The organism is Streptomyces tendae (genome assembly GCF_008632955.1).
In the GTDB taxonomy this organism is placed as follows: Bacteria; Actinomycetota; Actinomycetes; order Streptomycetales; family Streptomycetaceae; genus Streptomyces.
This window is the reverse complement of record NZ_CP043959.1, coordinates 6,723,875-6,747,654: the sequence shown is the minus strand read 5'-3', so window position 1 is coordinate 6,747,654 and position 23,780 is coordinate 6,723,875. Positions and strand designations below refer to the sequence as shown.

21 protein-coding genes and 3 tRNA genes are annotated in these 23,780 nt (G+C 72.0%); 14 read left to right on the top strand and 10 right to left on the bottom strand.

Annotated features, from left to right (window positions below; genetic code table 11):
* The first annotated feature begins 65 nt into the window (after positions 1-65).
* The 4 genes from purD (at position 66) to F3L20_RS30925 (ending at position 6,094) form a co-directional block, all read left to right on the top strand.
* Complete coding sequence (gene purD / locus F3L20_RS30940) at positions 66-1,319, top strand: phosphoribosylamine--glycine ligase (RefSeq protein WP_150157069.1); 1,254 nt, start codon at positions 66-68, stop codon at positions 1,317-1,319.
* A 421-nt stretch (positions 1,320-1,740) separates the two neighbouring features.
* Positions 1,741-3,483 carry a hypothetical protein gene (locus F3L20_RS30935; protein WP_150157068.1) on the top strand — a complete coding sequence of 581 codons (1,743 nt, stop codon included), beginning with the start codon at positions 1,741-1,743 and terminating at the stop codon, positions 3,481-3,483.
* 109 nt (positions 3,484-3,592) lie between these two features.
* Entirely contained in the window at positions 3,593-4,993 is a 1,401-nt protein-coding gene (locus tag F3L20_RS30930; RefSeq protein WP_150157067.1) for a N,N-dimethylformamidase beta subunit family domain-containing protein, read from the top strand.
* Between the two features lie 201 nt (positions 4,994-5,194).
* The gene (locus F3L20_RS30925) at positions 5,195-6,094 is read left to right on the top strand and encodes a phosphoribosylaminoimidazolesuccinocarboxamide synthase (RefSeq protein ID WP_150157066.1); all 900 of its coding nucleotides are present in this window, start codon (positions 5,195-5,197) and stop codon (positions 6,092-6,094) included.
* 99 nt (positions 6,095-6,193) lie between these two features.
* On the opposite strand, the gene F3L20_RS30920 is transcribed toward F3L20_RS30925, so the two are convergent.
* From F3L20_RS30920 to F3L20_RS30885, 8 genes are all read right to left on the bottom strand, one after another.
* A tRNA-Gly gene (locus F3L20_RS30920) sits at positions 6,194-6,266 on the bottom strand.
* A gap of 22 nt (positions 6,267-6,288) precedes the next feature.
* Complete coding sequence (locus F3L20_RS30915; protein WP_145829604.1) at positions 6,289-6,894, bottom strand: response regulator transcription factor; 606 nt, start codon at positions 6,892-6,894, stop codon at positions 6,289-6,291.
* A gap of 5 nt (positions 6,895-6,899) precedes the next feature.
* The gene (locus F3L20_RS30910) at positions 6,900-8,132 is read right to left on the bottom strand and encodes a sensor histidine kinase (protein ID WP_150157065.1); all 1,233 of its coding nucleotides are present in this window, start codon (positions 8,130-8,132) and stop codon (positions 6,900-6,902) included.
* A gap of 214 nt (positions 8,133-8,346) precedes the next feature.
* Positions 8,347-9,123 (bottom strand): ABC transporter permease, encoded by a 777-nt coding sequence (locus tag F3L20_RS30905; protein ID WP_150157064.1) that lies wholly within the window; start codon positions 9,121-9,123, stop codon positions 8,347-8,349.
* Positions 9,120-10,091 carry an ABC transporter ATP-binding protein gene (locus F3L20_RS30900; protein WP_150157063.1) on the bottom strand — a complete coding sequence of 324 codons (972 nt, stop codon included), beginning with the start codon at positions 10,089-10,091 and terminating at the stop codon, positions 9,120-9,122. Before F3L20_RS30900 ends, F3L20_RS30905 begins: the two co-directional genes overlap by 4 nt.
* A 169-nt stretch (positions 10,092-10,260) precedes the next feature.
* Positions 10,261-10,333: transfer RNA gene (locus F3L20_RS30895), tRNA-Gly, on the bottom strand.
* Between the two features lie 98 nt (positions 10,334-10,431).
* Positions 10,432-10,503 (bottom strand) — tRNA-Gly (locus tag F3L20_RS30890).
* A 159-nt stretch (positions 10,504-10,662) separates the two neighbouring features.
* Positions 10,663-10,980, bottom strand: coding sequence for a histone-like nucleoid-structuring protein Lsr2 (locus F3L20_RS30885; protein ID WP_145829554.1), 318 nt, complete (start codon positions 10,978-10,980; stop codon positions 10,663-10,665).
* A gap of 354 nt (positions 10,981-11,334) precedes the next feature.
* Between F3L20_RS30885 and purS the strand changes: the two genes are divergently transcribed.
* From purS to purM, 9 genes are all read left to right on the top strand, one after another.
* Entirely contained in the window at positions 11,335-11,598 is a 264-nt protein-coding gene (gene purS, locus F3L20_RS30880) for a phosphoribosylformylglycinamidine synthase subunit PurS (RefSeq protein WP_006133353.1), read from the top strand.
* The gene (gene purQ, locus F3L20_RS30875; RefSeq protein WP_145829555.1) at positions 11,595-12,275 is read left to right on the top strand and encodes a phosphoribosylformylglycinamidine synthase subunit PurQ; all 681 of its coding nucleotides are present in this window, start codon (positions 11,595-11,597) and stop codon (positions 12,273-12,275) included. Before purS ends, purQ begins: the two co-directional genes overlap by 4 nt.
* Positions 12,272-14,530, top strand: a complete 2,259-nt coding sequence (gene purL / locus F3L20_RS30870) for a phosphoribosylformylglycinamidine synthase subunit PurL (protein ID WP_145829556.1) — start codon at positions 12,272-12,274, stop codon at positions 14,528-14,530. Before purQ ends, purL begins: the two co-directional genes overlap by 4 nt.
* A 178-nt stretch (positions 14,531-14,708) precedes the next feature.
* Complete coding sequence (locus tag F3L20_RS30865) at positions 14,709-15,191, top strand: ArsR/SmtB family transcription factor (protein ID WP_150157557.1); 483 nt, start codon at positions 14,709-14,711, stop codon at positions 15,189-15,191.
* A 26-nt stretch (positions 15,192-15,217) separates the two neighbouring features.
* Positions 15,218-16,054: a M23 family metallopeptidase gene (locus F3L20_RS30860; protein WP_150157062.1), complete on the top strand. Its 837-nt coding sequence runs from the start codon at positions 15,218-15,220 to the stop codon at positions 16,052-16,054.
* A gap of 9 nt (positions 16,055-16,063) precedes the next feature.
* Positions 16,064-16,861, top strand: coding sequence for a maleylpyruvate isomerase family mycothiol-dependent enzyme (locus tag F3L20_RS30855; protein WP_150157061.1), 798 nt, complete (start codon positions 16,064-16,066; stop codon positions 16,859-16,861).
* 87 nt (positions 16,862-16,948) lie between these two features.
* Entirely contained in the window at positions 16,949-17,734 is a 786-nt protein-coding gene (locus tag F3L20_RS30850) for an META domain-containing protein (protein ID WP_150157060.1), read from the top strand.
* A gap of 62 nt (positions 17,735-17,796) precedes the next feature.
* Positions 17,797-19,323 carry an amidophosphoribosyltransferase gene (purF, locus tag F3L20_RS30845; protein ID WP_150157059.1) on the top strand — a complete coding sequence of 509 codons (1,527 nt, stop codon included), beginning with the start codon at positions 17,797-17,799 and terminating at the stop codon, positions 19,321-19,323.
* A 32-nt stretch (positions 19,324-19,355) separates the two neighbouring features.
* Positions 19,356-20,423 (top strand): phosphoribosylformylglycinamidine cyclo-ligase, encoded by a 1,068-nt coding sequence (gene purM / locus F3L20_RS30840; protein WP_150157058.1) that lies wholly within the window; start codon positions 19,356-19,358, stop codon positions 20,421-20,423.
* 123 nt (positions 20,424-20,546) lie between these two features.
* Here purM and F3L20_RS30835 read toward each other — a convergent pair whose 3' ends face one another.
* Together F3L20_RS30835 and F3L20_RS30830 are read right to left on the bottom strand one after the other, a co-directional pair.
* Positions 20,547-20,795 carry a DUF3073 domain-containing protein gene (locus F3L20_RS30835; RefSeq protein WP_145829562.1) on the bottom strand — a complete coding sequence of 83 codons (249 nt, stop codon included), beginning with the start codon at positions 20,793-20,795 and terminating at the stop codon, positions 20,547-20,549.
* Between the two features lie 318 nt (positions 20,796-21,113).
* Entirely contained in the window at positions 21,114-22,202 is a 1,089-nt protein-coding gene (locus tag F3L20_RS30830) for a Leu/Phe/Val dehydrogenase (protein WP_150157057.1), read from the bottom strand.
* A 220-nt stretch (positions 22,203-22,422) separates the two neighbouring features.
* Between F3L20_RS30830 and F3L20_RS30825 the strand changes: the two genes are divergently transcribed.
* Complete coding sequence (locus tag F3L20_RS30825) at positions 22,423-23,265, top strand: hypothetical protein (RefSeq protein ID WP_150157056.1); 843 nt, start codon at positions 22,423-22,425, stop codon at positions 23,263-23,265.
* Positions 23,266-23,780: the final 515 nt, after the last annotated feature.

Here is a 23,780-nt window from a genome sequence, read left to right as displayed (position 1 = left end):
CGCCTCCCCGTCCCTTCGGAAGCCCGCACAAAGGGCATACGTCCGCTGCCGTTAGGCTGACCCCCGTGAAGGTCCTCGTCATCGGAAGCGGCGCCCGCGAACACGCCCTGTGCCACTCCCTGTCCCTCGACCCCGATGTCACCGCGCTGCACTGCGCGCCCGGCAACGCCGGCATCGCCGAGGTCGCCGAGCTGCACCAGGTCGACGCCCTCGACGGCGCCGCCGTGTCCGCGCTGGCCCTGCGGCTCGGCGCGGACCTCGTGGTGGTCGGCCCCGAGGCGCCCCTGGTCGCCGGTGTCGCCGACGCCGTGCGCGAGGCGGGCATCCCCGTTTTCGGCCCCTCCAAGGAGGCCGCGCGGCTCGAGGGCTCCAAGGCCTTCGCGAAGGACGTCATGGCGGCGGCCGGCGTGCCCACCGCCCGCTCCTACGTGTGCGCCACCCCGGACGAGGTCGACGCGGCCCTCGGCGCGTTCGGTCCCCCCTATGTCGTCAAGGACGACGGGCTCGCGGCCGGCAAGGGCGTCGTCGTCACCGACGACGTCGAGGCGGCCCGTGCGCACGCGGCCGGCTGCGAGCGTGTGGTCGTCGAGGAGTTCCTCGACGGCCCCGAGGTCTCCCTCTTCGCCGTGACCGACGGCGAGACCGTCGTGCCCCTCCAGCCCGCCCAGGACTTCAAGCGCGCCCTGGACGGCGACGAGGGCCCGAACACCGGCGGCATGGGGGCGTACTCCCCGCTGCCGTGGGCCGACCCCAAGCTGGTCGACGAGGTCATGGAGACGGTGCTTCAGCCGACCGTGGACGAGATGCGGCGCCGCGGCACGCCGTTCTCCGGTCTGCTCTACGCCGGTCTGGCGATCACCTCGCGCGGTGTCCGCGTGATCGAGTTCAACGCCAGGTTCGGCGACCCCGAGACCCAGGTCGTGCTGGCCCGGCTGAAGACCCCGCTCGCGGGGCTGCTGATGGCCGCCGCCACCGGCAACCTCGCCCACCTGGAGCCGACGCGGTGGAGCGACGAGGCCGCGGTCACCGTGGTCGTCGCCTCGCACAACTACCCCGGCACCCCGCGCACCGGTGACCCGATCACGGGCCTCGACGAGGTCGCCGCCCAGGACGCCCCGCACGCCTACGTGCTGCACGCCGGGACCCGGCGGGAGGGCGGCGCGGTCGTCAGCGCGGGCGGGCGCGTGCTGTCCGTGACGGCGACCGGCAAGGACCTCACCGAGGCCCGCGACCGCGCCTACCGTGCGGTGGCCCGCATCGGCCTCGACGGCTCCCAGCACCGGACGGACATCGCGGCGAAGGCGGCCCAGGAGGCCTGACGGGACCGGGGCCCTCGCGGCCCAGGAGGCCTGACGGGGCCGGAGCCCTAAGCGACCAGGCTCTCGCACCCCCGGCGAGCCTCAGGACCGCCCGCCGTGGCCGGCTGCCGGACCGGCCGCCCGTGGCGAGCTCCCGGACCGCCCGTACCGCCCCGCCCGTACCGACGAACCTCACAGGCCCCGGATCCCCCAGGATCCGGGGCCTGACCCTTGCCGTCCGTCGACCACCTCTCCCCAAAGCCATTCCATCGAGTGAGCGATGTGCCATCCGGCTGACGGGGGACGGGACCCCAACTAGGGTGCCGCGCAAGCGTTCCGGCACTTGGCCCACCGGCATTGCGATGTCAGTGGCGGGTGCCACAGTGGGGGCATGGGCAACGCCAGGACAGCGTCAGGCGCAGGGAGGGGGTGAGGCCGCACCATGACCGCGAGCGGAGTGGGCAGAGACGCGGACGCTCGGAGCGCGCGCTCCCGGGCACTGGCCGTGCTGCGCATCCGCAGCCGGGCCCTGGCCGTAGCCCTGCTGCCGGCCGCCGCCGCCGTGATCCTGCTGGTCGGCGGGTCCACGGGCCATCTGCCGGCCCCGGCTGGGACCTCGCCGCCGGATCCTCACCCCGTCGCGGTCCTCGTTCTGCTGCTCGCCGCCGGTGTCGCCCTGGTCGTCGCCCGCGCCCGGCCCGCCGTGAGCCCCACCGTGCCGATCGCCGAGAAGGCCGCCCCGGACCTGTACCGCATGGTGCGGGACCTCGCCGACCGCCTCGGTGTCCCCGCGCCGTCCGCGATAGCGCTCACCCCCGACTGCGACAGCTGGCTGGAGGACCGCACCCACCCGGCGCACGGCCCCCAGCCGCCCGAGGAGCACCACGACGTGGCGCAAGCGGGCCGGCCCGCCCGCCGCGCACCCGCCGCACCCGTGCTGGTCATCGGCTCGCCGTTCCTGTGGTGGATGCGGGTGGCCGAGCTGCGCGCGCTCCTCGCCCCGGTCGTCGCCGGTACTGGCCCGTCGGCCCACCCCGACATAGCCGCCGCCCGGCGCTTCGTACGCGGTCTGGACGCGGCGGCGGCCGTGGCGTCGGCGCCGGGCCGCGGGCCGGTGCACCGCGCGGTGCTCGGCGGCGTCGGCTGGATCGTCCGCCTGATGCTGCACGGCAGCCGGGTGCACGCGGCCGAGATGGAGCGCGGGGTCGCCGCGGCCGCCGCCGACCGCGCCAAGGCCGTGGACTACGGCCTGCGGATCGTCGCCCAGGAGCAGGTGGGCCTGGCGTACGCGGGCTGGGACCGGCTGCTGACCCGGGTGGCGCTGCCCGCCTGGCGGATGGGCCGCTGGCCCTCGCGGCTCAACGCGGGCGTGGTCGCCGCCCTCACCGAGCTGTCCCGGCGGGACCGGCTGGCCGAGGGCTTCGCCTCCCGCCTCGGTGAGCGTCCCGCCTGCGACCTCCTCGAGGAACCCGGCGCGGTCGACGAGGCCACATCCCTGCTCGCCGCCCGCCTCTTCCACGGAGGCCCGGCCCGGACCGGCCCCGACTGGTCGCCGGTCCACTGGGGCGACTACCCGGAGGAGGTCGTCGACCGGAAGTGGCGCACCGACGCCGCCCGCCTCCACCGGATACTCGACGCCCTCGGCGTACCGCCCTCGGCCGACGAGCCGCAGGCCCCCGACGGCCCCACCCTCGCCAGGGTCCTGGCCCACCTGGCCACCCCGCCGGACGTCACCCGTGCCGCCCTTCCGCCCGTCCCCGACGAGGAGGACGACCTGGCCGGCGGCACCGCCCACGGCGCCGCCCTCGCGGCCCGGCTCACCGCGGAACTGGCCCGCGAGGAGGCCGTAGCGGCCCCCGCCTCTCCCAGCACCGCGGTGTCCGACCCCGACCCCGTCCGCGACGACGGCGCGCTCCCCCTCTTCCCGCTGCAGCCGCCCCGCACCGGACGGGAGCTGCTCACGGACCACATCACGGCGATGGTCTGCTGCGCGGCGATGGACACCGTGGGGGCCGCGCCCGGACTCGACTGGCTCGACGGGCCCACGCTCCTCGTCGGCGGCGCCCGCGCCACCGATCTCCCGCCCCGGGTGCTGAGTCTGATCGAGGAGGGCGATCCCGCGGCCCTGGAGGGATGGCTGACCCGCCAGGGCATACGCGCCGAGAAGCCCGTACGCCTCGTCTGATCCGGAGTCCGGTCCCTCACCTCTCACCGATTCACAACGAACGGTGACCGGGCGCGTGCCGTATGTGATGTGCTGGGGGCACGTTCACGCTTGGGGGAGGGGGACGGTCATGAGGCCGGAGCGCAAGCGCCACGCGGGGACGCCGGCACCGGACGGCGGCGACGCCTTCGCACCCGTCACCCTCCCGTGGCTGAGTTCCTCCGAGACCGGCACGCGCCGCTCGCCGGCATCCGCCCCCGGGGAAGTGACGGACGGCCACATCGAGGGCTTCACCTCCACCGGCGCCGTCGCCCCCGGCGAGTCGATCGACTTCCACGTCACCGTCGAACCGCCCCGCCCGTTCCGGATCGACGTCCACCGCATCGGTCACCACGACGGCCACGGCGGGACCGCGACGACCTCCAGCCCTCTCCTCCCCGGCCTGGCCCAGCTCCCGCCGCTCACCGCCGGGCGCACCGTCGCCTGCCACCACTGGTGGCTGTCCTGGCGGCTGGCGGTGCCGTCGTACTGGAACGTCGGCGCGTACGTCGCCGTGCTCACCACGGCCGACGGCCGCCACCGCGCGCACATCCCGTTCACCGTGCGCGACGACCGGGCGGCCGACCTGCTGCTCGTGCTGCCGGACATCACCTGGCAGGCGTACAACCCCTACCCGGCGGCGGACCCCGGCGCGAGCCTCGCCCCCGGCCACGACGACCACGGCCGCCCGCCCGACGGGACCGACGCGGTCACGACCGTGTCCTTCGACCGCCCCTACGCGGGCGACGGACTCCCGCCGCAGGCCGGACACGCCTACGACGTCATCCGCTGGGCGGAGCGCTACGGCTACGACCTCGCCTACGCCGACGCCCGCGACCTGCACGCCGGCCGGATCGACCCCGCCCGTTACCGGGGCCTGGTCTTCCCCGGCCACGACGAGTACTGGACCACGGAGATGCGCAGCGCCGTGGAGGGCGCCCGGGAGCACGGCACGTCCCTGGTGTTCCTGTCCGCCCGCACCCTGCACCGGCAGGTGGAGCTCGCCCCCGCCCCGTCCGGCCCGGACCGCCTGGTCACCTGCGGCCGGCGCCGCGGGCAGCACGGGCCCGGGCTGTGGCGGGAGCACGACCGCGCGGAGCAGCAGCTGCTCGGCATCCAGTACGCGGGCCGGGTCCCGCGGCCCCGGCCGCTGATCGTCCGCAACAGCGACCACTGGATGTGGGAGTCGACCGGTGCGCACGAGGGCGACGCCCTGGACGGCATGGTCGCGGGCGGCGCCGACCGCTACTACCCGCGCACCCCGCTGCCCGACCACGAGGAACGGGTGCTGCTCGCGCACTCCTCCTACGGCGACCGGCAGGGCGCCCGGCGCCACCAGGAGACCTCCCTGTACCGGGCACCGTCCGGCGCCTGGGTCTTCGCCTCCGGCACGCTCGCCTGGTCCCCGGCCCTGGACCGCCCGGGGCACACCGACCCCCGCGTCCAGCGCGCCACCGCCAATCTCCTCGACCGCATCTGCAAACGGGCCTGAGCGGAGCGCGGGCCCCGGGGGGCCGGCTCCCGCCGCCTCCACCGCTCCGCCGGCCCCTCCCCGCACCACCCCGACCTTCGCTCCGTCCCCACATACGGGAGAATCGACGTATCGCCCTGCCCCTCCCGCCACCCCCCTCAAGGAGCCCGCGGGAACGGGAGCGCTGCGGGCGTCCCTTCTGTTCGATCACGCGGAGGAACCGTGTCCGGATTCGTCGACAAGCCCGAACCGATCCAGGTTCCGGGCCTGGTGCATCTGCACACCGGCAAGGTGCGCGAGCTGTACCGGAACGAGGCGGGCGACCTCGTGATGGTCGCCAGCGACCGCATCTCCGCCTACGACTGGGTCCTGCCGACCGAGATCCCGGACAAGGGCCGGGTGCTCACCCAGCTCTCGCTGTGGTGGTTCGACCAGCTCGCCGACCTGCTGCCCAACCATGTGCTGAGCACCGAGCTCCCCGACGGCGCCCCCGCCGACTGGGCGGGCCGCACCCTGGTGTGCAAGTCGCTGAACATGGTCCCGGTGGAGTGCGTGGCCCGCGGCTACCTGACGGGCTCGGGTCTCGCCGAGTACAACGAGACCCGGACGGTCTGCGGGCTGGCCCTGCCCCACGGCCTGGTCGACGGCTCCGAGCTGCCCGCACCGATCTTCACCCCGGCCACCAAGGCGGCCGTCGGCGAGCACGACGAGAACGTCTCCTACGAGGAGGTCGCCCGCCAGGTCGGCGCGGAGACCGCCGCCCAGCTGCGCCAGGCGACCCTCGCGGCCTACTCCCGCGCCCGCGACATCGCCCGGGACCGGGGCATCATCCTCGCGGACACCAAGTTCGAGTTCGGTTTCGACGGGGAGAAGCTGGTCATCGCCGACGAGGTACTCACCCCGGACTCGTCCCGCTTCTGGCCGGCCGAGCAGTGGGAGCCGGGGCGCGCGCAGGCGTCGTACGACAAGCAGTTCGTGCGGGACTGGCTCACCTCGGCCGAGTCGGGCTGGGACCGCAAGAGCGAGCAGCCCCCGCCGCCGCTGCCGCAGCAGGTCGTGGACGCCACGCGGGCGAAGTACGTGGAGGCGTACGAGCGCCTGACGGGCACCACCTGGAGCTGACGAGGGCCCGGGGCCGGGGCCGCACGCCCGGCCCGCCACCCCGCCGGGGCATCCGCAGATGACAAAGGCCCCGGTCAGTGACCGGGGCCTTGTTCCTTGAGCGAACGACGAGGTTCGAACTCGCGACCTCAACCTTGGCAAGGTTGCGCTCTACCAACTGAGCTACGTTCGCCTGCGCCGTGGCGCGAGCACCACTATACCCAACCTCGCTCGCGTGCGAGGCGCACCGCCGTGTGACGGTTCTCCGCGCCGAGCTTCGAGACGGCCGAGGAGAGATAGTTGCGCACGGTCCCCTGGGAGAGCGCGGCCCGCTCCGCGATCTCCGCCACGGGCGCACCGTCCGCCGCCAGCTCCAGCACCTCTGCCTCGCGGGCGGTCAGCGGCGAGTCGCCGGCGGCGATCGCGTCGGCGGCCAACTCGGGGTCGACGTACCGGTTTCCCCCGTGCACGGTGCGGATGATCTCCGCGAGCCGCTGGGCGCTGACGGTCTTGGGGACGAAGCCCCGCACCCCCGCCGCGAGGGCCCGCTTGAGATGTCCCGGCCGCCCGTGACCGGTCACGATCAGCACCTGGCAGCCGGGCAGCTCGGTCCGCAAAGATGTGGCGACCTTCACACCGTCCGCGCCGGGCATCTGCAGGTCCAGTACGGCGACGTCCGGCTCGTGGGCCCGTGCCATCGCCAGGGCCTCCGGCCCGGAGGCGGCCTCGGCGACCACGAGGAGGTCGTCCTCCAGGGACAGCAGGGCGGCCAGCGCCCCGCGGATCAGATGCTCGTCGTCGGCGAGCAGCAGCCGCACCACGTCCGTCACGACGCGACCTCCAGCACGGCCCGCGCGGTCAGCGGTACCTCCGCGACCAGCGTGAAGTCGCCGTCGCCGGTCTCACCGGCGTCCAGCGTGCCGTCGACCGCGGACAGCCGTTCGCGCAGCCCGGCCAGTCCGGTTCCGCCCCTGCGGGCCGAACCGTGGGGGGCGGCGGCCCCGTCGTTCCGCACCGTCAGCACCACACGCCCCTCCGGCCTGCGCACCGTGACGGTGCACTTCTTCGCGTCCCCGTGCCGCAGCACGTTGGTGGTCGCCTCCCGTACCACCCAGCCCAGCGCGGACTGCACCTCGGCGGGCAGTCCTTCCGTCTCGCCGCTGACCTCGCAGTCGATCCCGGCCGCCCGCAGCACTCCGCGCGCACCGCTGAGTTCGGCCTCCAGGTCGGCCCTGCGGTAGCCGCGCACCACGTCCCGCACCTCCCGCTGGGACTCCTGGGCGATGCGTTGCACCTCGATCATCTGCTCGACCGCCTCGGGCCGTTCGCGCCGCGCCAGCTGCACGGCCAGCTCGCTCTTCAGTGCGATCACGGCGAGGTTCCTGCCCATCACGTCGTGCAGGTCCCGGCCGAAGCGCAGCCGCTCCTCGGCGACCGCGAGCCGGGCCCGGGTCTCGCGCGCCTCGTCGAGGGCGTAGACGGCCTTGAGCAGCCAGATCGAGAAGCCGGAGGTGGCGGCGAAGAAGCCGGTCGCGGCCGTCACGAACGCGGTCGTGGCGAGCGCGGCGAGGGCGGGCATGCCGAGCGCCCAGGTCACCAGGCCCGCGCCGGCCCCGAACCCGCCGACCAGCCAGACGACGCGCCGCCGGTCCTGCATGGCGAGGGCCATCAGGCCTACGCCGTAGCAGAGCGTGACGCCGAAGACCGCCCCCAGGACGGTGGAGGCGTCGTCCCCGCCGGGGCCGTGCTGGGCGAGGGTGAGGGCGACGACCGCGAGTGCGGCGGTCGCGGCGCCGAGCGTCCACAGCAGCCGCAACGGCTGTGGACGCCGGCCGCACGTCCAGTCCAGGGCGCGGGAGGCGGTCACCATGGCCAGCGCGGTGTGCCCGGCGACCGGCAGCATCAGCAGGAACCCGGCGCGCGCGTCCAGGTGACCGAAGGCGGTCACGCCGATCACCGTGGGTTCGGACAGCGCGATGAAGTGGAACGACCACCGTGTGTACGTCTCGACCTTCGCGGGCGTGCTCTTACGCCCCCACCAGCCGCCCGGACTGCCCATCTGCCGTGTCTCCTGTCCGTCCCGATGCCCGCGCCTGCGGGGCTTGCCCACGGCCGGCGTCCTCGCCCGCTCTCTGCCGACTCCGGCTGAGAGGCCGCTTCCGGTCCGCCCGCACGAGCGTCACGCCCGGATCCGGTCCGCCCGTGAGAGCCGCACGCCGCTCTCCAGAGCCGCACGCTGCTTCTCCGCGCCGTGCGCGCCTGTCACGCGCGCCTCAGCGCCGCGGCTCCCAGCGGAACCGCCGCCGTACAGCAAACACCGCCAGCAGGGTCCAGGCCAGCGCCACCGTGAGCGCACCCAGGGACTCTCCGGCCGTCAGGTCACCGGTCCAGCCTCCGCGCACCAGGCTGACGACCGGGGTCAGCGGCAGCAGCTCGCAGATGGACGCCAGCTTGTCCGGGAACAGCTCCAGCGGGACGAACATTCCGGAGCCGAGCATCGAGACGATCAACAGAGGCATGGGTGTGACCTGCGCACTCTCACCGGTGCGCGTGTAGCTGGCGGTGACGGCGGCGAGCGCCGCGCTCATCACGAGCCCCAGCAGCAGGCCGACGACGGCCAGATGCGGCGCGGACGGCGCCGACAGGTCGAGCAGCACGGTGCAGCCCGCGATCAGCAGCAGGCACTGCACCAGCCCGGTGAGGACGGCCGGCAGCGCGGATCCGCCGAGGATCTCCCCGTCCCGCAGTTCGCCCGTGCGCAGCCGCTTCAGCACGAGCTCCTCGCGCCGGACGACGTAGACGCCGACCAGCGAGGAGTACACGGCGAACAGCAGCGAGAAGCCGACGGCGGCGGGCAGGACGAGCGTGCCGGGGGTGAGCCCGGCCTCCGCGAGATCCATCTCCTCGGCCGCGGACCGCACGCTCAGCGGCAGGATCAGCGGCACGAACAGAGCGGCGAAGAGGGTGCCCTTGCTGCGTCCCAGCAGGGTCAGTTCGGCCCGGGCCAGGGAGGTCATCCGGCTGACCGGGGTGGTCGTGGGGGTGCTCATACCGCGTACTCCTGCGTGGTCGTGCCGTCCGCCCTGGGGGCCGAGGCGTCCCGGGCGATGGTGAGGAACGCCTCCTCCAGGGAGGCGGAGCGCACGTCGAGCCGGCGCAGTTCCACCCCGGCGTCCCGCGCCCACAGCAGCAGCCCGGTGGCCGAACGCTGGAGTTCGCGGGTGCGGAGCCGGACGGTGCGGCCGTCCACGGTGTGGTCGCTCACGCCGAGTTCGCCGAGCGGCGGGAGGTCGCCCAGGAAGTAGCCGTCGGGCAGGTCGAAGGTGATGCGGGACGGCTCGGTCGCGGTGACCTGGGCCGGGGTGCCGGTGACGGCGATCCGGCCGTCGTGCATGATCGCGAGCCGGTCGGCGAGGCTCTCGGCCTCCTCCAGATAGTGCGTGGTGAGCAGCACGGTGGTGCCGGCGTCGCGCAGGGCGCTCACCAACTCCCAGGTGTCATGGCGGCCTTCGGCGTCGAGACCGGTGGTCGGCTCGTCGAGGAAGAGCACCTCGGGGTCGCCGAGCAGTGCGAGCGCCAGGTCCAGGCGCCGCCGCTGGCCGCCGGAGAGCTGCTTGACCCGGACGTCCGTCTTGGACTCCAGGCCCACCATGGTCAGCACCTCCCGCGTGGGGCGGGCATCGCTGACGCAGCCGGCCCACATGCGGGCGGTCTCGGCGACGGTCAGCTCGGAGGGGAAGCCGCCCTCCTGGAGCATCACGCCGGTGCGGTGCCGTACGGCGCCGCGCTCGGTGTAGGGGTCGTGGCCGAGGACCCGGACCCGCCCGCCGGCCGGCGCGGCGAGTCCTTCCAGCAGTTCGACGGTGGAGGTCTTGCCGGCCCCGTTGGTGCCCAGCAGCGCGAAGATCTCCCCGCGCCGCACGGAGAAGTCGATCCCGCGCACCGCTTCGAACCCGCCCCCGTAGACACGTCGCAGATCGGTGACCTCGATCACGTGCTCGCGTTCGGTTGTTTCCATGCCTCGAGCTTCCCGGCCGGTGCGGGCGCCCGGCAGTGCGCCGTGTCATCACCGGACATGACAAATGTCAGACGCCGGGCGGAGAAGGGTGCGGGAGAGATCGCCGGAAGGACCCGGCACAGGGGCATACGAAAAGACCCCGGTCCGATGGACCGGGGTCTCGTTCCCGAGCGGACGACGAGGCTCGAACTCGCGACCTCAACCTTGGCAAGGTTGCGCTCTACCAACTGAGCTACGTCCGCATTGCCTCCGACCGGCTCTCACCGATCGGCGCGGGCACCAGCCTACCTGATCCTCCCCCAGAGGAGGGACCCCTGGTGTGGTTGGTACGGCGATGCAGAGCGGGTGACAGGAATTGCACACTGCGCCTTCCCCCTGGAAGGGGGATGTTCTACTACTGAACTACACCCGCATGTACTCCTCGGGCCGGGCCTTTCGGCCTCGCCCCTCGGCGTGCTCCAGACTTTAGCTGATCAGCAGGGGGGCTGCGCAAGTCGGTTGCGTCGAGGGGCCGGTGACCGGCCGTCGGCAGGCCCACCCGAACGGGTCGGGCGGCACACGCGCGTGCGGTTCACTGCGCCGCGGTGAACGCCTCGTAGACCCTCTTGGGGATCCGGCCCCGGGCGGGGACGTCCATCCGGTTCGCCTGCGCCCAGGCGCGCACGGCCGCCGGATCGGGTGCGACCTCCGTCTGTCGGTAGGCCTTGCCGGAGCGCGCCCGCTTGCGGCCGGCGTCCACGTAGGGCTCGAGCACCTCGCGCAGTTTCCTGGCATTGGCTTCGTTGAGGTCGATCTCGTACGACTTGCCGTCGAGTCCGAAGGCGATCGTTTCCGCCGCTTCCGAGCCGTCGATGTCGTCAAAGAGAGTGACCACGACCTTCTGCGCCACGAATATCGGTCCCTTCGTGCGACACCTCTCCGCCCGGACGTCCTTGATGACGTGCCGGTACGTCGCCGAGATGTCGGCTGTCCGCCTGTAATCGGGCAAAGTATCTGCTAATGACAATTCATTTGTACAGTGCCCGGCAATGCATTGTGAAGCCCGACTAAATCTGTCCGCGTGTCCGGGGCGCAATAGCGATGTGCGGGGGAAGGCCGATCTTTCCCGGATCTTTTCCTGGACGCCTCCCCACGATGCCGAATCGTGACGGTGCTCACGTAGATTCCTACAACTCTACCCGCGTAGAAATTTTGTGCGGGTAGTCTGAAGGAACCTGCTCAGCACCACACACCGGGAGTGCCAGTGGCACGCGTCGTAGTCGACGTCATGCTCAAGCCGGAGATCCTCGACCCCCAGGGCCAGGCGGTGCAGCGCGCACTGCCGCGACTGGGTTTCGAAGGGATCTCGGACGTCCGTCAGGGAAAGCGATTCGAACTGGAAGTTGACGGGCCGGTCGACGAGGCCGCGCTCGCCCGTATCCACGATCTTGCGGAATCCTTCCTCGCCAACACCGTGATCGAGGACTTCACCGTACGGGTCGAGGAAGTCGCGGAGGCCGCGAAGTGACCGCTCGTATTGGCGTCGTCACTTTCCCGGGCAGCCTCGACGACCGGGACACCCAGCGCGCGATCCGCGTCGCGGGTGCCGAACCCGTCGCCCTCTGGCACAAGGACAAGGACCTCAAGCAGGTCGACGCCGTGGTGCTCTGCGGCGGTTTCAGTTACGGCGACTATCTGCGCGCCGGCGCCATCGCGCGCTTCTCGCCGGTCATGGACACCGTCATCGAGCAGGCGAAGGCCGGTCTGCCGGTCCTCGGCATCTGCAACGGCTTCCAGATCCTCACCGAGGCGCACCTGCTCCCCGGCGGCATGCTGGGCAACGACCACCTGCACTTCATCTGCCGCGACCAGAAACTGCGGGTGGAGAACGCGGACACCGCGTGGACCGCCGACTACGAGTCCGGCCAGGAGATCCACATCCCGCTGAAGAACATGGACGGCCGCTACGTCGCCGACCGGTACACGCTGGACAAGCTGGAGGCCGAGGGGCGGGTCGCGTTCCGCTACCTCGACGTCAACCCGAACGGCTCGCTCAACGACATCGCCGGCATCACCAACGAGGCCGGGAACGTCGTCGGTCTCATGCCGCACCCCGAGCACGCCGTCGAGTCGCTGATCGGTACGGGCCGTACCGACGGCCTGCCCTTCTTCACGTCGATCCTCAAGAAGCTGGTCACCGCATGAGCAAGACGCCCCTGGACACGGTCGAGCACGCGGCCGCGACCCCCGACGTCGAGCTGCCCTGGGCCGAGCTGGGCCTGAAGAAGGACGAGTACGAGCGGGTCGTGGAGATCCTCGGCCGCCGTCCCACCGGCGCCGAGCTCGCCATGTACTCCGTCATGTGGTCCGAGCACTGCTCGTACAAGTCCTCCAAGGTCCACCTGCGCCAGTTCGGCGAGAAGGCCCCCGAGTCCGAGGCGCTGCTCGTCGGCATCGGCGAGAACGCGGGCGTCGTGGACGTCGGCCAGGGCTACGCGGTCACCTTCAAGGTCGAGTCGCACAACCACCCCTCCTACGTCGAGCCCTACCAGGGCGCGGCCACGGGCGTCGGCGGCATCGTCCGCGACATCATCGCGATGGGCGCCCGCCCGGTCGCCGTGGTCGACCCGCTGCGCTTCGGCGCGGCCGACCACCCCGACACCAAGCGCGTGCTGCCCGGCGTGGTCGCCGGCATCGGCGGCTACGGCAACTGCCTCGGCCTGCCGAACATCGGCGGCGAGGTCGTCTTCGACGCCTGCTACCAGGGCAACCCGCTGGTCAACGCCGGTGCCATCGGCGTCATGCGGCACGAGGACATCCACCTCGCCAAGGCGTCCGGCGCGGGCAACAAGGTCATCCTGTACGGCGCCCGCACCGGCGGTGACGGCATCGGCGGCGCGTCGATCCTCGCCTCCGAGACCTTCGACGACGCCAAGCCGTCCAAGCGCCCCGCCGTGCAGGTCGGCGACCCCTTCCAGGAGAAGCTCCTCATCGAGTGCACCCTGGAGGCGTTCGCCGAGAAGCTGGTCGTCGGCATCCAGGACCTCGGCGCGGCCGGCCTGTCCTGCGCCACCTCCGAGCTCGCCTCCAACGGCTCCGGCGGTATGAGCGTCACCCTCGACGACGTGCCCCTGCGCGACTCCACGCTCTCGCCCGAGGAGATCCTCATGAGCGAGTCGCAGGAGCGCATGTGCGCGGTCGTGGAGCCCGACAAGGTCGACCGGTTCCTCGAGATCTGCGACAAGTGGGACGTCATCGCCACCGTCATCGGCGAGGTGACCGACGGCGACCGCCTGGAGATCTTCTGGCACGGAGAGAAGATCGTCGACGTCGACCCGCGCACGGTCGCGCACGACGGCCCGGTCTACGAGCGCCCCTACGCCCGCCCGTCCTGGCAGGACGAGCTCCAGGCGGACGACGCGAACAAGCTGCCGCGCCCGGCGACGGGCGAGGAGCTGAAGGACCAGGTCCTGAAGCTGGTCGGCTCGCCGAACCAGGCGTCCAAGCAGTGGATCACCCAGCAGTACGACCACTTCGTGCAGGGCAACACCGTCCTCGCCCAGCCCGAGGACTCCGGCATGATCCGCATCGACGAGGCGTCCGGCCTCGGCGTCGCGATCGCCACCGACGGCAACGGCCGCTACGCCAAGCTCGACCCCTACACGGGCGCGCAGCTCGCCCTCGCGGAGGCGTATCGCAACGTCGCCACGACCGGCGCCAAGCCGCTCGCCGTCTCCGACTGCCTGAACTTCGGCTCGCCGGAGGACCCGGCGGTCATGTGGCAGTTCGCGGAGGCCGTGCGTGGTCTGGCGGACGGCTGCAAGCAGCTCGGCACCCCGGTGACCGGCGGCAACGTCTCGCTCTACAACCAGACGGGCGAGGCCGCCATCCACCCGACCCCGGTGGTCGCGGTCCTCGGCGTCATCGACGACGTCGCCCGCCGCACCCCGGTCGCCTTCCAGGAGGAGGGCCAGCTGCTGTACCTCCTCGGCGACACCCGCGAGGAGTTCGGCGGCTCGGCCTGGTCGCAGGTGATCCACGACCACCTCGGCGGCCTTCCCCCGAAGGTCGACCTGGAGCGCGAGCGGCTGCTCGGCGAGATCCTGATCTCCGCCTCCCGTGACGGCATGATCGACTCCGCGCACGACCTGTCGGACGGCGGTCTGGTCCAGGCGGTCGTCGAGTCGGCCCTGCTCGGCGGGAAGGGCGCGCGTCTGGTGGTGCCCGACGGTCTGGACGCCTTCACCTTCTTGTTCTCCGAGTCGGCCGGCCGCGCGGTCGTCGCCGTGCCGCGCTCGGAGGAGGTCCGCTTCAACGACATGTGCGGTGCGCGCGGCCTCCCGGCCACCCGCATCGGCGTCGTGGACGGCGACACGGTCGAGGTCCAGGGCGAGTTCTCCCTGACCCTGACCGAACTGCGCGAGACCCACGAGGGGACGATCCCGGCGCTGCTGGCCTGAGCCTCGGCCCGTTCCTCGTAGCACTCGACAGCTCTTCGCACGAAGCCCCCGCCCTCACCGGCGGGGGCTTCGTCGTGTCCGGCCGCCTGTTCGTGTCCGGCTGTCCACAGGTGTGCACAGGCTCTTGCGCAAGATTACGTAGTTACGTAATCTCGAAGGCGTGGAACTGGAAGAGCGCATGACCGAGCTGGAGCGCCGCATCGCGGCGCTGGAAGCGGCGGACCGCCCGGCGCCCGGCCTGGGAGAAGGCGACTTCTGGGCCCTGGAAGGGCTCAAGGAGCAGCTCGCGGAGCTGAAGGCGGACGACGGAGGCGTGCTGTTCACCGGCGCGGTGCGGATGCCGACCGGCGAGCGGTACGACTGGCAGCACGGCGCGCTCACCGCCGACCTGCTCACCTACGAGTGGCCGGACGCCGCCGAGTCCTTCGCCGCGCTCGGACACCCGGTCCGGCTGCGGCTGCTGCGCGAGGTGGCCGGCGGCCGCCGCACCGCCGCCGAACTGGCGGAGCTGGACGACATCGGCACGACCGGGCAGATCTACCACCACCTGCGCCAGCTCAGCGCCGCCGGCTGGCTGCACACCACCGGCCGGGGCCGGCACGAGATACCGGCGGGCCGGGTCGTGCCGCTACTGGTGGCGCTGTCGGCGGCGCGGCCCTGACACACCGACGACCACCGGGGGGAAGCATGTCCGCGCGCAAACTCGTCAGGACCGCCTACCGCGGGCTCCTGATCGCCTTTTTCGGCCTGGTGACCGCCCACGTGGCGCTGGACCTCGGCCACCCGGTGTGGTGGGACTTCCTCCCGCTCCTGCTCGCCTACGTCCTGCTGGTGGCGGGCAACCGCTGGGGCGGGGCCCCGGACGGTCCCCGGGCCGCCCGGGAGGCCGTCGAGGTCGAGCCGCCGGTCACCGGCCGCTGGATCGCGATGAACAGCCCCGCCGACCACACCCCGAGCCACCACACCCACGCCTACGGCCAGACCTTCGCCATCGACATCGTCGCCGAGCCCGAGCCGGGCTCCCGTCCGGCGTTCCGCGCGCTGTGGCCGGCAGCCCGCCGCAATGCCGACTTCCCGGCCTTCGGCGCCCCGCTGCACGCGGTGGCCGACGCCACCGTCGTGCGGGCCTCCGACCGGGCGCGCGACCACCTGAGCCGCGGCTCGCTGCCCGCGCTGGCGTACCTGATGCTGGTCGAGGCGAACGTCCGGGACCTGTGCGGAGCCGGGAGGATCATCGGCAACCACGTGGTCCTCGACCTCGGCGACGGCGTCTTCGCCGCCTACGCCCACCTCAGGCGCGGCTCCCTCACCGTCCGCGAGGGCGACCGGGTGCGGGCGGGCCAGGTGCTCGCCCAGGTCGGCAACTCGGGCAACTCCACCGAGCCCCATCTGCACTTCCAGCTGATGGACGGCCCCGACCCGGACACCGCGCGCGGCATCCCCTTCACCTGGCGCGGCATCGGCGTCCCGCGCAACAACGAGGTGTTCGAGATACCGGCCCGGCGGACCGGCGCCCCCGCATAGGCTTCCGCCATGCCACCGGCCAGGAAACGCCCTCGCTCCTACGACCCCGCCAGGACCCGCGCCGCCGTCCTGGCACAGTTCGGGAACGTCCGGTCGGCGGTCCGCGCCCTCACCCCCGAGCAGTTCGCCCGGCCCACCCGGCTCGGTGACTGGACCGTCCGGGAACTGGTCGCCCACATCGGCACCGCGCTGCAGGCCGTGGACCGGCTGCTCGACGAGCCCGAACCCGCACGGCAGGACGGGCACCTGCTCGACTGGCCCTCCGCGATCACCGCCGACGCCGGCACCATCGCGTCCACCGCGCACCGGCTCGCGGCCGCCCACCCCGACCCGGACGCCTACCTGGCGGACGTCGAGCGGCGCTTCACCGCGCGCCTCGACGCCCACCCGGGGACCAGGCTGCTCCCGACCAGTGCGGGCGCCCTGCCCCTCGCGGACTACGTCGTCACCCGCACCGTGGAACTCGTCGTTCACACCGACGACCTCAACGCCGCCGTCCCCGGCCTGGACGTCCCCTACGACCGGCAGGCCCTCGCCGCCTGCGTCCGGCTGCTGGCCGACACGCTCGCCGCGAAGGCGCCCGGCGGTTCCACGGAGGTGCGCGTCCCGCCGTTCGCGGTGGTGCAGTGCGTCGAGGGCCCCCGGCACACCCGGGGCACCCCGCCGAACGTCGTCGAGACCGACCCGCTCACCTGGATCCGGCTGGCCGGCGGGCGGATCAGCTGGGCGGACGCCCTGGCCACCGCCGAGGTGAGTGCGGGCGGGGAGCGCGCGGACCTCGGACCGTACCTGCCGCTGCTCGGCTGAGCCGAGGACGGCCGAATCCTTTCTCCACGGCGCGGGCCGGCCCGCCCGGGAGGGGAACCACCCGCTCCGCCCTCCCGTCGAACCGGCATGGACCGACAGAAGCACACCCAGCGCATGACCCTCACGGCCGTCGCCGTGCTCGTCGTCCCGCTCGCGGCGGCCTGCGGCAACGAGCAGGCCGGGGCCGGCAGCGGCACCGCCGAGGCGGAGCAGCCGGTCACCGGCGTCCGCTGGACCGTCGACAGCGTGACCGTCGGCGGCACAACGCACCGGGCCCCCGACGGCGCGCACCTCACGCTCGGCGAGGACGGCCGGGCCACCGGCAGCTACGGCTGCAACCTGTTCGAGGCCCGCGTCCGGACCGACGGCGACCGCATCCGGCTCACCGACCCCGAGACCACCCTCAGGGCCTGCTCCGACGCGATCATGGCCGGGGAGAGCGCCGTGTCCCGCGCCCTTGGCGACGGCGCGCTGAAGACCGACGCCTCCGACGGCCGCCTGACGCTGACCACCGGTTCCGGCGACACCGTGCGCCTCAGCGAGACGGAGGACAGCCCGCTGGACGGTATCCGGTGGACCGTCACCACCCCGGCCGTCGCCGGCCGCGCCCACCTCACCTTCGACAAGGAGCGCGGCGCGGTCTCCGGAAGCCTCGGCTGCAACCAGGTGAACGCCGACGCCACCGTGCGCGACGGCCATATCACCCTCGGCGCCCCGTCCCTGACCCGAATGATGTGCGAAGACTCACTCATGGACGCCGAGAAGGCCCTGACGAAGCTCTTCAGCGGCACCGCCGCCTACGCCATCGACGGCAACACCCTCACGCTGACCAGCGAAAACGGCACCGAAGTACGGGCCGTCGCGGCCCGCTGATCCACCGCCGGGGCCGCATCCCGCATTCGGACCAGTGGTCGACCTCGCCTACACTCGGAGGCGTGCCACGTGGTGACGGACGACTCAACCACGACCTGCTCCCCGGCGAGAAGGGCCCCCAGGACGCTTGTGGCGTCTTCGGTGTCTGGGCTCCGGGTGAAGAGGTCGCCAAGCTCACGTACTTCGGGCTCTACGCCCTCCAGCATCGGGGCCAGGAATCCGCGGGTATCGCGGTCAGCAACGGCTCCCAGATCCTCGTTTTCAAGGACATGGGCCTGGTGTCCCAGGTCTTCGACGAAACCTCCCTCGGCTCCCTCCAGGGTCACATCGCGGTCGGTCACGCCCGCTACTCGACCACCGGTGCCTCCGTGTGGGAGAACGCCCAGCCGACGTTCCGCGCCACCGCGCACGGATCGATCGCGCTCGGCCACAACGGCAACCTGGTCAACACGGCGCAGCTCGCCGACATGGTCGCCGAGCTCCCCAAGGAGAACGGCCGCGCGCCCAAGGTGGCCGCGACCAACGACACCGACCTGATCACCGCCCTGCTGGCCGGCCAGCGCGCCGCCGACGGCGAGCCGGTCACCGTGGAGCAGGCCGCCCATGTGGTCCTGCCCAAGGTCAGGGGTGCCTTCAGCCTCGTCTTCATGGACGAGAACACCCTCTACGCCGCCCGTGACCCGCAGGGCATCCGCCCGCTGGTCCTCGGCCGGCTGGAGCGCGGCTGGGTGGTCGCCTCCGAGTCCGCCGCCCTCGACATCTGCGGCGCGAGCTACGTGCGCGAGATCGAGCCGGGCGAGTTCGTCGCCATCGACGAGAACGGCCTTCGTACGTCGCGATTCGCGGAAGCAAAGCCCAAGGGCTGCGTCTTCGAGTACGTGTACCTGGCCCGCCCGGACACCGACATCGCCGGCCGGAACGTGTACCTCTCGCGCGTCGAGATGGGCCGTCGCCTCGCCGCGGAGGCCCCGGCCGAGGCCGACCTGGTCATAGCCACCCCGGAGTCCGGTACTCCGGCCGCGATCGGCTACGCGGAGGCCTCCGGCATCCCCTTCGGCGCCGGCCTGGTCAAGAACGCGTACGTCGGCCGTACGTTCATCCAGCCCTCGCAGACCATCCGGCAGCTCGGCATCCGCCTCAAGCTGAACCCGCTCAAGGAAGTCATCAAGGGCAAGCGCCTGGTCGTGGTCGACGACTCGATCGTCCGCGGCAACACCCAGCGCGCCCTGGTGCGCATGCTCCGCGAGGCGGGCGCCGCCGAGGTCCACATCCGGATCTCCTCGCCGCCCGTGAAGTGGCCCTGCTTCTTCGGCATCGACTTCGCCACCCGCGCCGAGCTCATCGCCAACGGGATGACCATCGAAGAGATCGGCACCTCGCTGGGCGCCGACTCCCTGGCGTACATCTCCATCGACGGCATGATCGAGGCGACCACCATCGCCAAGCCCAACCTGTGCCGCGCCTGCTTCGACGGCGAGTACCCGATGGAGCTGCCCGACCCCGAGCTCCTCGGCAAGCAGCTGTTGGAGACCGAGCTCGCCGCGGGCACCGCCGCCCCGGCCGCGGTCGACGCGATCCGCCGCCCGTAACCCTGACGGACGACACGAAAGCTCTCACAGCCATGTCCCAGAACACTGGTGCCAGCTACGCAGCGGCGGGCGTCGACATCGAAGCGGGCGACCGCGCGGTCGAGCTGATGAAGGAGTGGGTGAAGAAGACGCAGCGCCCCGAGGTCCTCGGCGGCCTCGGCGGCTTCGCCGGCCTCTTCGACGCCTCCGCCCTGAAGAACTACGAGCGCCCGCTCCTCGCCTCCGCCACGGACGGCGTCGGCACCAAGGTCGACATCGCGCGGCAGATGGGCGTCTACGACTCCATCGGCCACGACCTGGTCGCGATGGTCATGGACGACATCGTGGTGTGCGGCGCCGAGCCGCTGTTCATGACCGACTACATCTGCGTCGGCAAGGTCCACCCCGAGCGCGTCGCCGCGATCGTCAAGGGCATCGCGGAGGGCTGTGTCCTGGCCGGCTGCGCCCTGGTCGGCGGTGAGACGGCCGAACACCCCGGCCTTCTGGGTCCGGACGACTTCGACGTCGCCGGCGCCGGTACGGGCGTGGTGGAGGCCGACCGGCTGCTCGGCGCGGATCGCATCCGTACGGGTGACGCGGTGATCGCCATGGCGTCCTCCGGGCTTCACTCCAACGGCTACTCGCTCGTCCGGCACGTGCTGCTGGAGCGGGCGGGCCTCGCCCTGGACGCCCGGATCGACGAGCTGGGCCGCACCCTCGGCGAGGAGCTGCTGGAGCCCACCAAGATCTACTCGCTGGACTGCCTGGCGCTGATCCGCACCACCGAGGTGCACGCGTTCAGCCACGTCACCGGCGGCGGGCTGGCGGCCAACCTGGCGCGTGTCGTCCCCGACGGACTGCACGCCACGGTGGACCGCTCCACCTGGACGCCCGCTCCGGTGTTCGACCTGGTCGGGCGGACCGGTTCGGTCGAGCGGTTGGAGCTGGAGAAGACGCTGAACATGGGCGTCGGCATGATCGCGATCGTGCCCCAGGAGTCCGTGGACGTGGCGCTGGCGACGCTGGCCGACCGCGGCGTGGACGCCTGGGTGGCCGGCGAGATCACCGAGCGCGGTGACCACACCACGGGTGCCGCTCTTGTCGGTGACTACGCGAACTGAGCTCCGGGACGCTGCCCGCGCGAGGAACGTGCGGGCAGCGCACCGGCCCGCGAGGCCGGTCCGGGCAGCACTGAACCCGGTGGGTGACCGGAGTCACCGACCGGGCTCATGCACCACGCAAGGTCAGGCGCCGCGACGTCGTTGAGAGGACGGGCCGTCCTCGTCCTCGTCGTCGTCCTCATAGAGGTCGGCGTACCGTGCGTACAGGTCGTCGTCTTGCTCATCGTCCTCGAAACGCTCACCGTTCGGTGGCTGATTCGAAGGCGATGCACCCAGCTCCTCGGCCAGGCGTGAGAGGTCAGTCCCACCGCTGTTGTACTTCAGCTGGCGGGCGACCTTCGTCTGCTTGGCCTTGGCCCGGCCGCGCCCCATGGCTCGACCCCCTCAACGACGGGGCTCGACGGCCCCAGAGTCTTGACACGCGTTCATGGTCCAGAACGGGCTCTCCGTGGAGAGACCGGTCTGTAGGGCTCCCACGGTACCTGAGCCCGCGCCCATACGGTACGTCGCCCGCATGACGTGCCCGTGCCCAGGGCCTTCGAGGCGCCCCGTCCTCGCTGGTCAACGGCGATTTTAACCACTTATCGACGGTCGACCCGCCGGGAGAAGTGAGAGTTCTCTCGAAGTGCCCGCCGACGGGTACCGCTCATGTGTGCGAAGGCGCCCCGATCGGGGGCGCCCCGCACGGAATCACAGCGACGGACGCGCCTCCGCCATCCGCTGCTCGGCGATCCGGTCGGCCGCGGCGGCCGGCGGAATACCGTCCTCCTTCGCACGTGCGAATATGGCGAGCGTGGTGTCGAAGATCTTCGACGCCTTCGCCTTGCACCGGTCGAAGTCGAAGCCGTTCAGCTCGTCGGCCACCTGGATCACACCGCCGGCGTTCACCACGTAGTCGGGCGCGTAGAGGATCCCGCGGTCGGCGAGGTCCTTCTCCACACCCGGGTGGGCGAGCTGGTTGTTGGCCGCGCCGCAGACCACCTTGGCGGTCAGCACCGGCACGGTCTCGTCGTTCAGGGCGCCGCCGAGCGCGCACGGGGCGTAGACGTCCAGGCCCGCGGTGCGGATCAGCGCTTCGGTGTCGGCCACGGCCGACACGCCCTGCGGATGCCGGTCGAGGATCCGGCGTACGGCGTCCTCGCGCACGTCGGTGATCACGACCTCGGCGCCCTCGGCCCGCAGGTGCTCCACCAGGTGGTGACCGACCTTGCCCACGCCCGCGATGCCGACCTTGCGGTCGCGCAGCGAGGGGTCGCCCCACAGATGCTGGGCGGCGGCCCGCATGCCCTGGTAGACGCCGTAGGAGGTGAGCACCGAGGAGTCGCCCGCGCCGCCGTTCTCGGGGGAGCGGCCGGTGGTCCAGCGGCACTCCCGGGCCACGACGTCCATGTCGGCGACGTACGTGCCGACGTCGCAGGCGGTGACGTAGCGCCCGCCGAGGGAGGCGACGAACCGGCCGTAGGCCAGCAGCAGCTCCTCGGTCTTGATCCGCTCCGGGTCGCCGATGATCACGGCCTTGCCGCCGCCGTGGTCGAGACCGGCCATGGCGTTCTTGTACGACATCCCGCGCGCGAGGTTCAGCGCGTCGGCGACGGCCTCCTCCTCGGAGGCGTACGGGTAGAAGCGCGTACCGCCCAGGGCGGGGCCCAGAGCGGTGGAGTGGATGGCGATCACGGCCTTGAGGCCACTGGCACGGTCCTGGCAGAGCACGACTTGCTCATGACCGCCCTGGTCCGAACGGAACAGGGTGTGCAGGACGCCGTCAGATACGTCGGTCACGGTGGTGACTCCTGAGTAAGTAGCGGCGGGTGGGACGGGCTCCCGTACGGGTGGCGGGGGCTGTGGCACGAGAGTAGATCCTCGCGTGCCCGACGGCGGCACTGTGTCCCGGATCACCTCCGTCCGGAGTACCGCGTGCGACGATTTGCCGGGGTTTCCCACCCGTCCGGGCGGGGGCCGGGCAGGTTTTCGCAGCGGTCCGCGGGGGAGGGAGCAGAGCGTGCCCAAGGTGTCCTCGGTGATCGTCCCCTACGCGGCCTACCTGCGCGTGTACGAACCGCTGGCCGCCTTCCCGGAGCCGGAGCGCGGGCACTGGGCGCGCTACGCGCGCCGCCCCGACCGCCCCTCCTACCAGGAGGAACTGCGCCGGTCGCTGGCCGACCTGGCGCCCACCCCACCGGTCGCGGTGCCGGTGCACGAGAGCGACGACGCCTTCGTCCTGGAGACGGACGGCGTGGTCTGCGTCTGCCCGTGGCGCACCCGGCTGCGCGGCTGGCAGGCGCTGGGCGGCCTCGCGGAGGAATACCCCCTGCCCGTCCTGGACGCCCTGCTGCCCCCGGTCGTACGGCACCAGGCCACCCGGGACTACGAGCGCTGGCTGGCCGAGCACCCCGATGCGCGGCCGTGGATCCGCACCTCCACCTGGCAGGTGCCGATCAACTGGTTCGTGCTGTTTGACGACGACGAGCGCGAGTACGGGAAGGGCTCCGCCGGGGAGGACCCGGTGCTGCGCTACCGGACCCCCATGGTCCAGGCGCGGCGGCGGGTGGCCCGCGGACTGCGGGCGCTGCGGGACGCCGTGGACGAGAGCCTGCTGATCGACGGCCTGGTGGACGTCGGCCGCTGGCTGGAGGAGTTCCACCCGCGCTCGCTGGTCGAGCTGGACTACGGGGGACTGGTGCACGCGCTGCCGGCCGGCGCCCTGGAGGACGACCACTCGGCGGCCGACGTCGGCGAGGGGATCGCGGCGCTGCGGCGCGGTGACGAGGAGGGCGCGGGGGAGGCCTACGGGCGCCTCGTGAAGCGCTGGCGCGCCGTGCGCGACTTGCGCTCGGCGAACTGACGTTTGACCAAACGCTCTTCTTGGGGTTTTGTCTTCGCACCTGAGGTGTGTGAAGTCGCGTCAATCCGGACGCGACAACGGACGTAGCAACCGTTCCGGGCGTTTGTCTCAAGCGTGTCAAGCGTGACGGACCGCACGTACGGGGCCCTTGCGTCCCTTGCCCCTCCTCATGCCAAAATAGGACAAGGAGTCCGGGGAGGACTCCTCCGTCCTGCTGTGCTCCACTATGGGCGGAATCTCAGCATTGCACGCTTTGGGGGGTCCGGTGACTCCTGCACGCTGCTGTGACTGATCGTCACAAGGGCGTGACTGTCCGCTATGGCATGGTCCATCGGCTTCCGCGGCTGATGAACACCTGGGAGGGCAATTCCATCGGTTTGGCCGACGTGGCTGGACAGATGGTGTAGTTGTAGTGCCGAGGACAAGCCGTTCGTCCTATAACCGACTCGACTCGCGTCCGCCATTTCGGGCAACGCGGGTCAAGGTGCAGAATTTAGAGGAAAGAACCGAGAAGG

Bases quoted from the DNA above. Each gene is read 5' to 3' on its own strand.
- F3L20_RS30860 (WP_150157062.1), top strand. From the start codon at position 15,218: ATGTCCGCGCGCAAACTCGTCAGGACCGCCTACCGCGGGCTCCTGATC.
- F3L20_RS30855 (WP_150157061.1), top strand. From the start codon at position 16,064: ATGCCACCGGCCAGGAAACGCCCTCGCTCCTACGACCCCGCCAGGACC.
- F3L20_RS30900 (WP_150157063.1), bottom strand. From the start codon at position 10,091: ATGGAAACAACCGAACGCGAGCACGTGATCGAGGTCACCGATCTGCGA.
- F3L20_RS30935 (WP_150157068.1), top strand. From the start codon at position 1,741: ATGACCGCGAGCGGAGTGGGCAGAGACGCGGACGCTCGGAGCGCGCGC.
- purM (WP_150157058.1), top strand. From the start codon at position 19,356: ATGTCCCAGAACACTGGTGCCAGCTACGCAGCGGCGGGCGTCGACATC.
- F3L20_RS30865 (WP_150157557.1), top strand. From the start codon at position 14,709: ATGACCGAGCTGGAGCGCCGCATCGCGGCGCTGGAAGCGGCGGACCGC.
- F3L20_RS30910 (WP_150157065.1), bottom strand. From the start codon at position 8,132: ATGGGCAGTCCGGGCGGCTGGTGGGGGCGTAAGAGCACGCCCGCGAAG.
- F3L20_RS30905 (WP_150157064.1), bottom strand. From the start codon at position 9,123: ATGAGCACCCCCACGACCACCCCGGTCAGCCGGATGACCTCCCTGGCC.
- F3L20_RS30835 (WP_145829562.1), bottom strand. From the start codon at position 20,795: ATGGGGCGCGGCCGGGCCAAGGCCAAGCAGACGAAGGTCGCCCGCCAG.
- purL (WP_145829556.1), top strand. From the start codon at position 12,272: ATGAGCAAGACGCCCCTGGACACGGTCGAGCACGCGGCCGCGACCCCC.
- F3L20_RS30850 (WP_150157060.1), top strand. From the start codon at position 16,949: ATGGACCGACAGAAGCACACCCAGCGCATGACCCTCACGGCCGTCGCC.
- F3L20_RS30930 (WP_150157067.1), top strand. From the start codon at position 3,593: ATGAGGCCGGAGCGCAAGCGCCACGCGGGGACGCCGGCACCGGACGGC.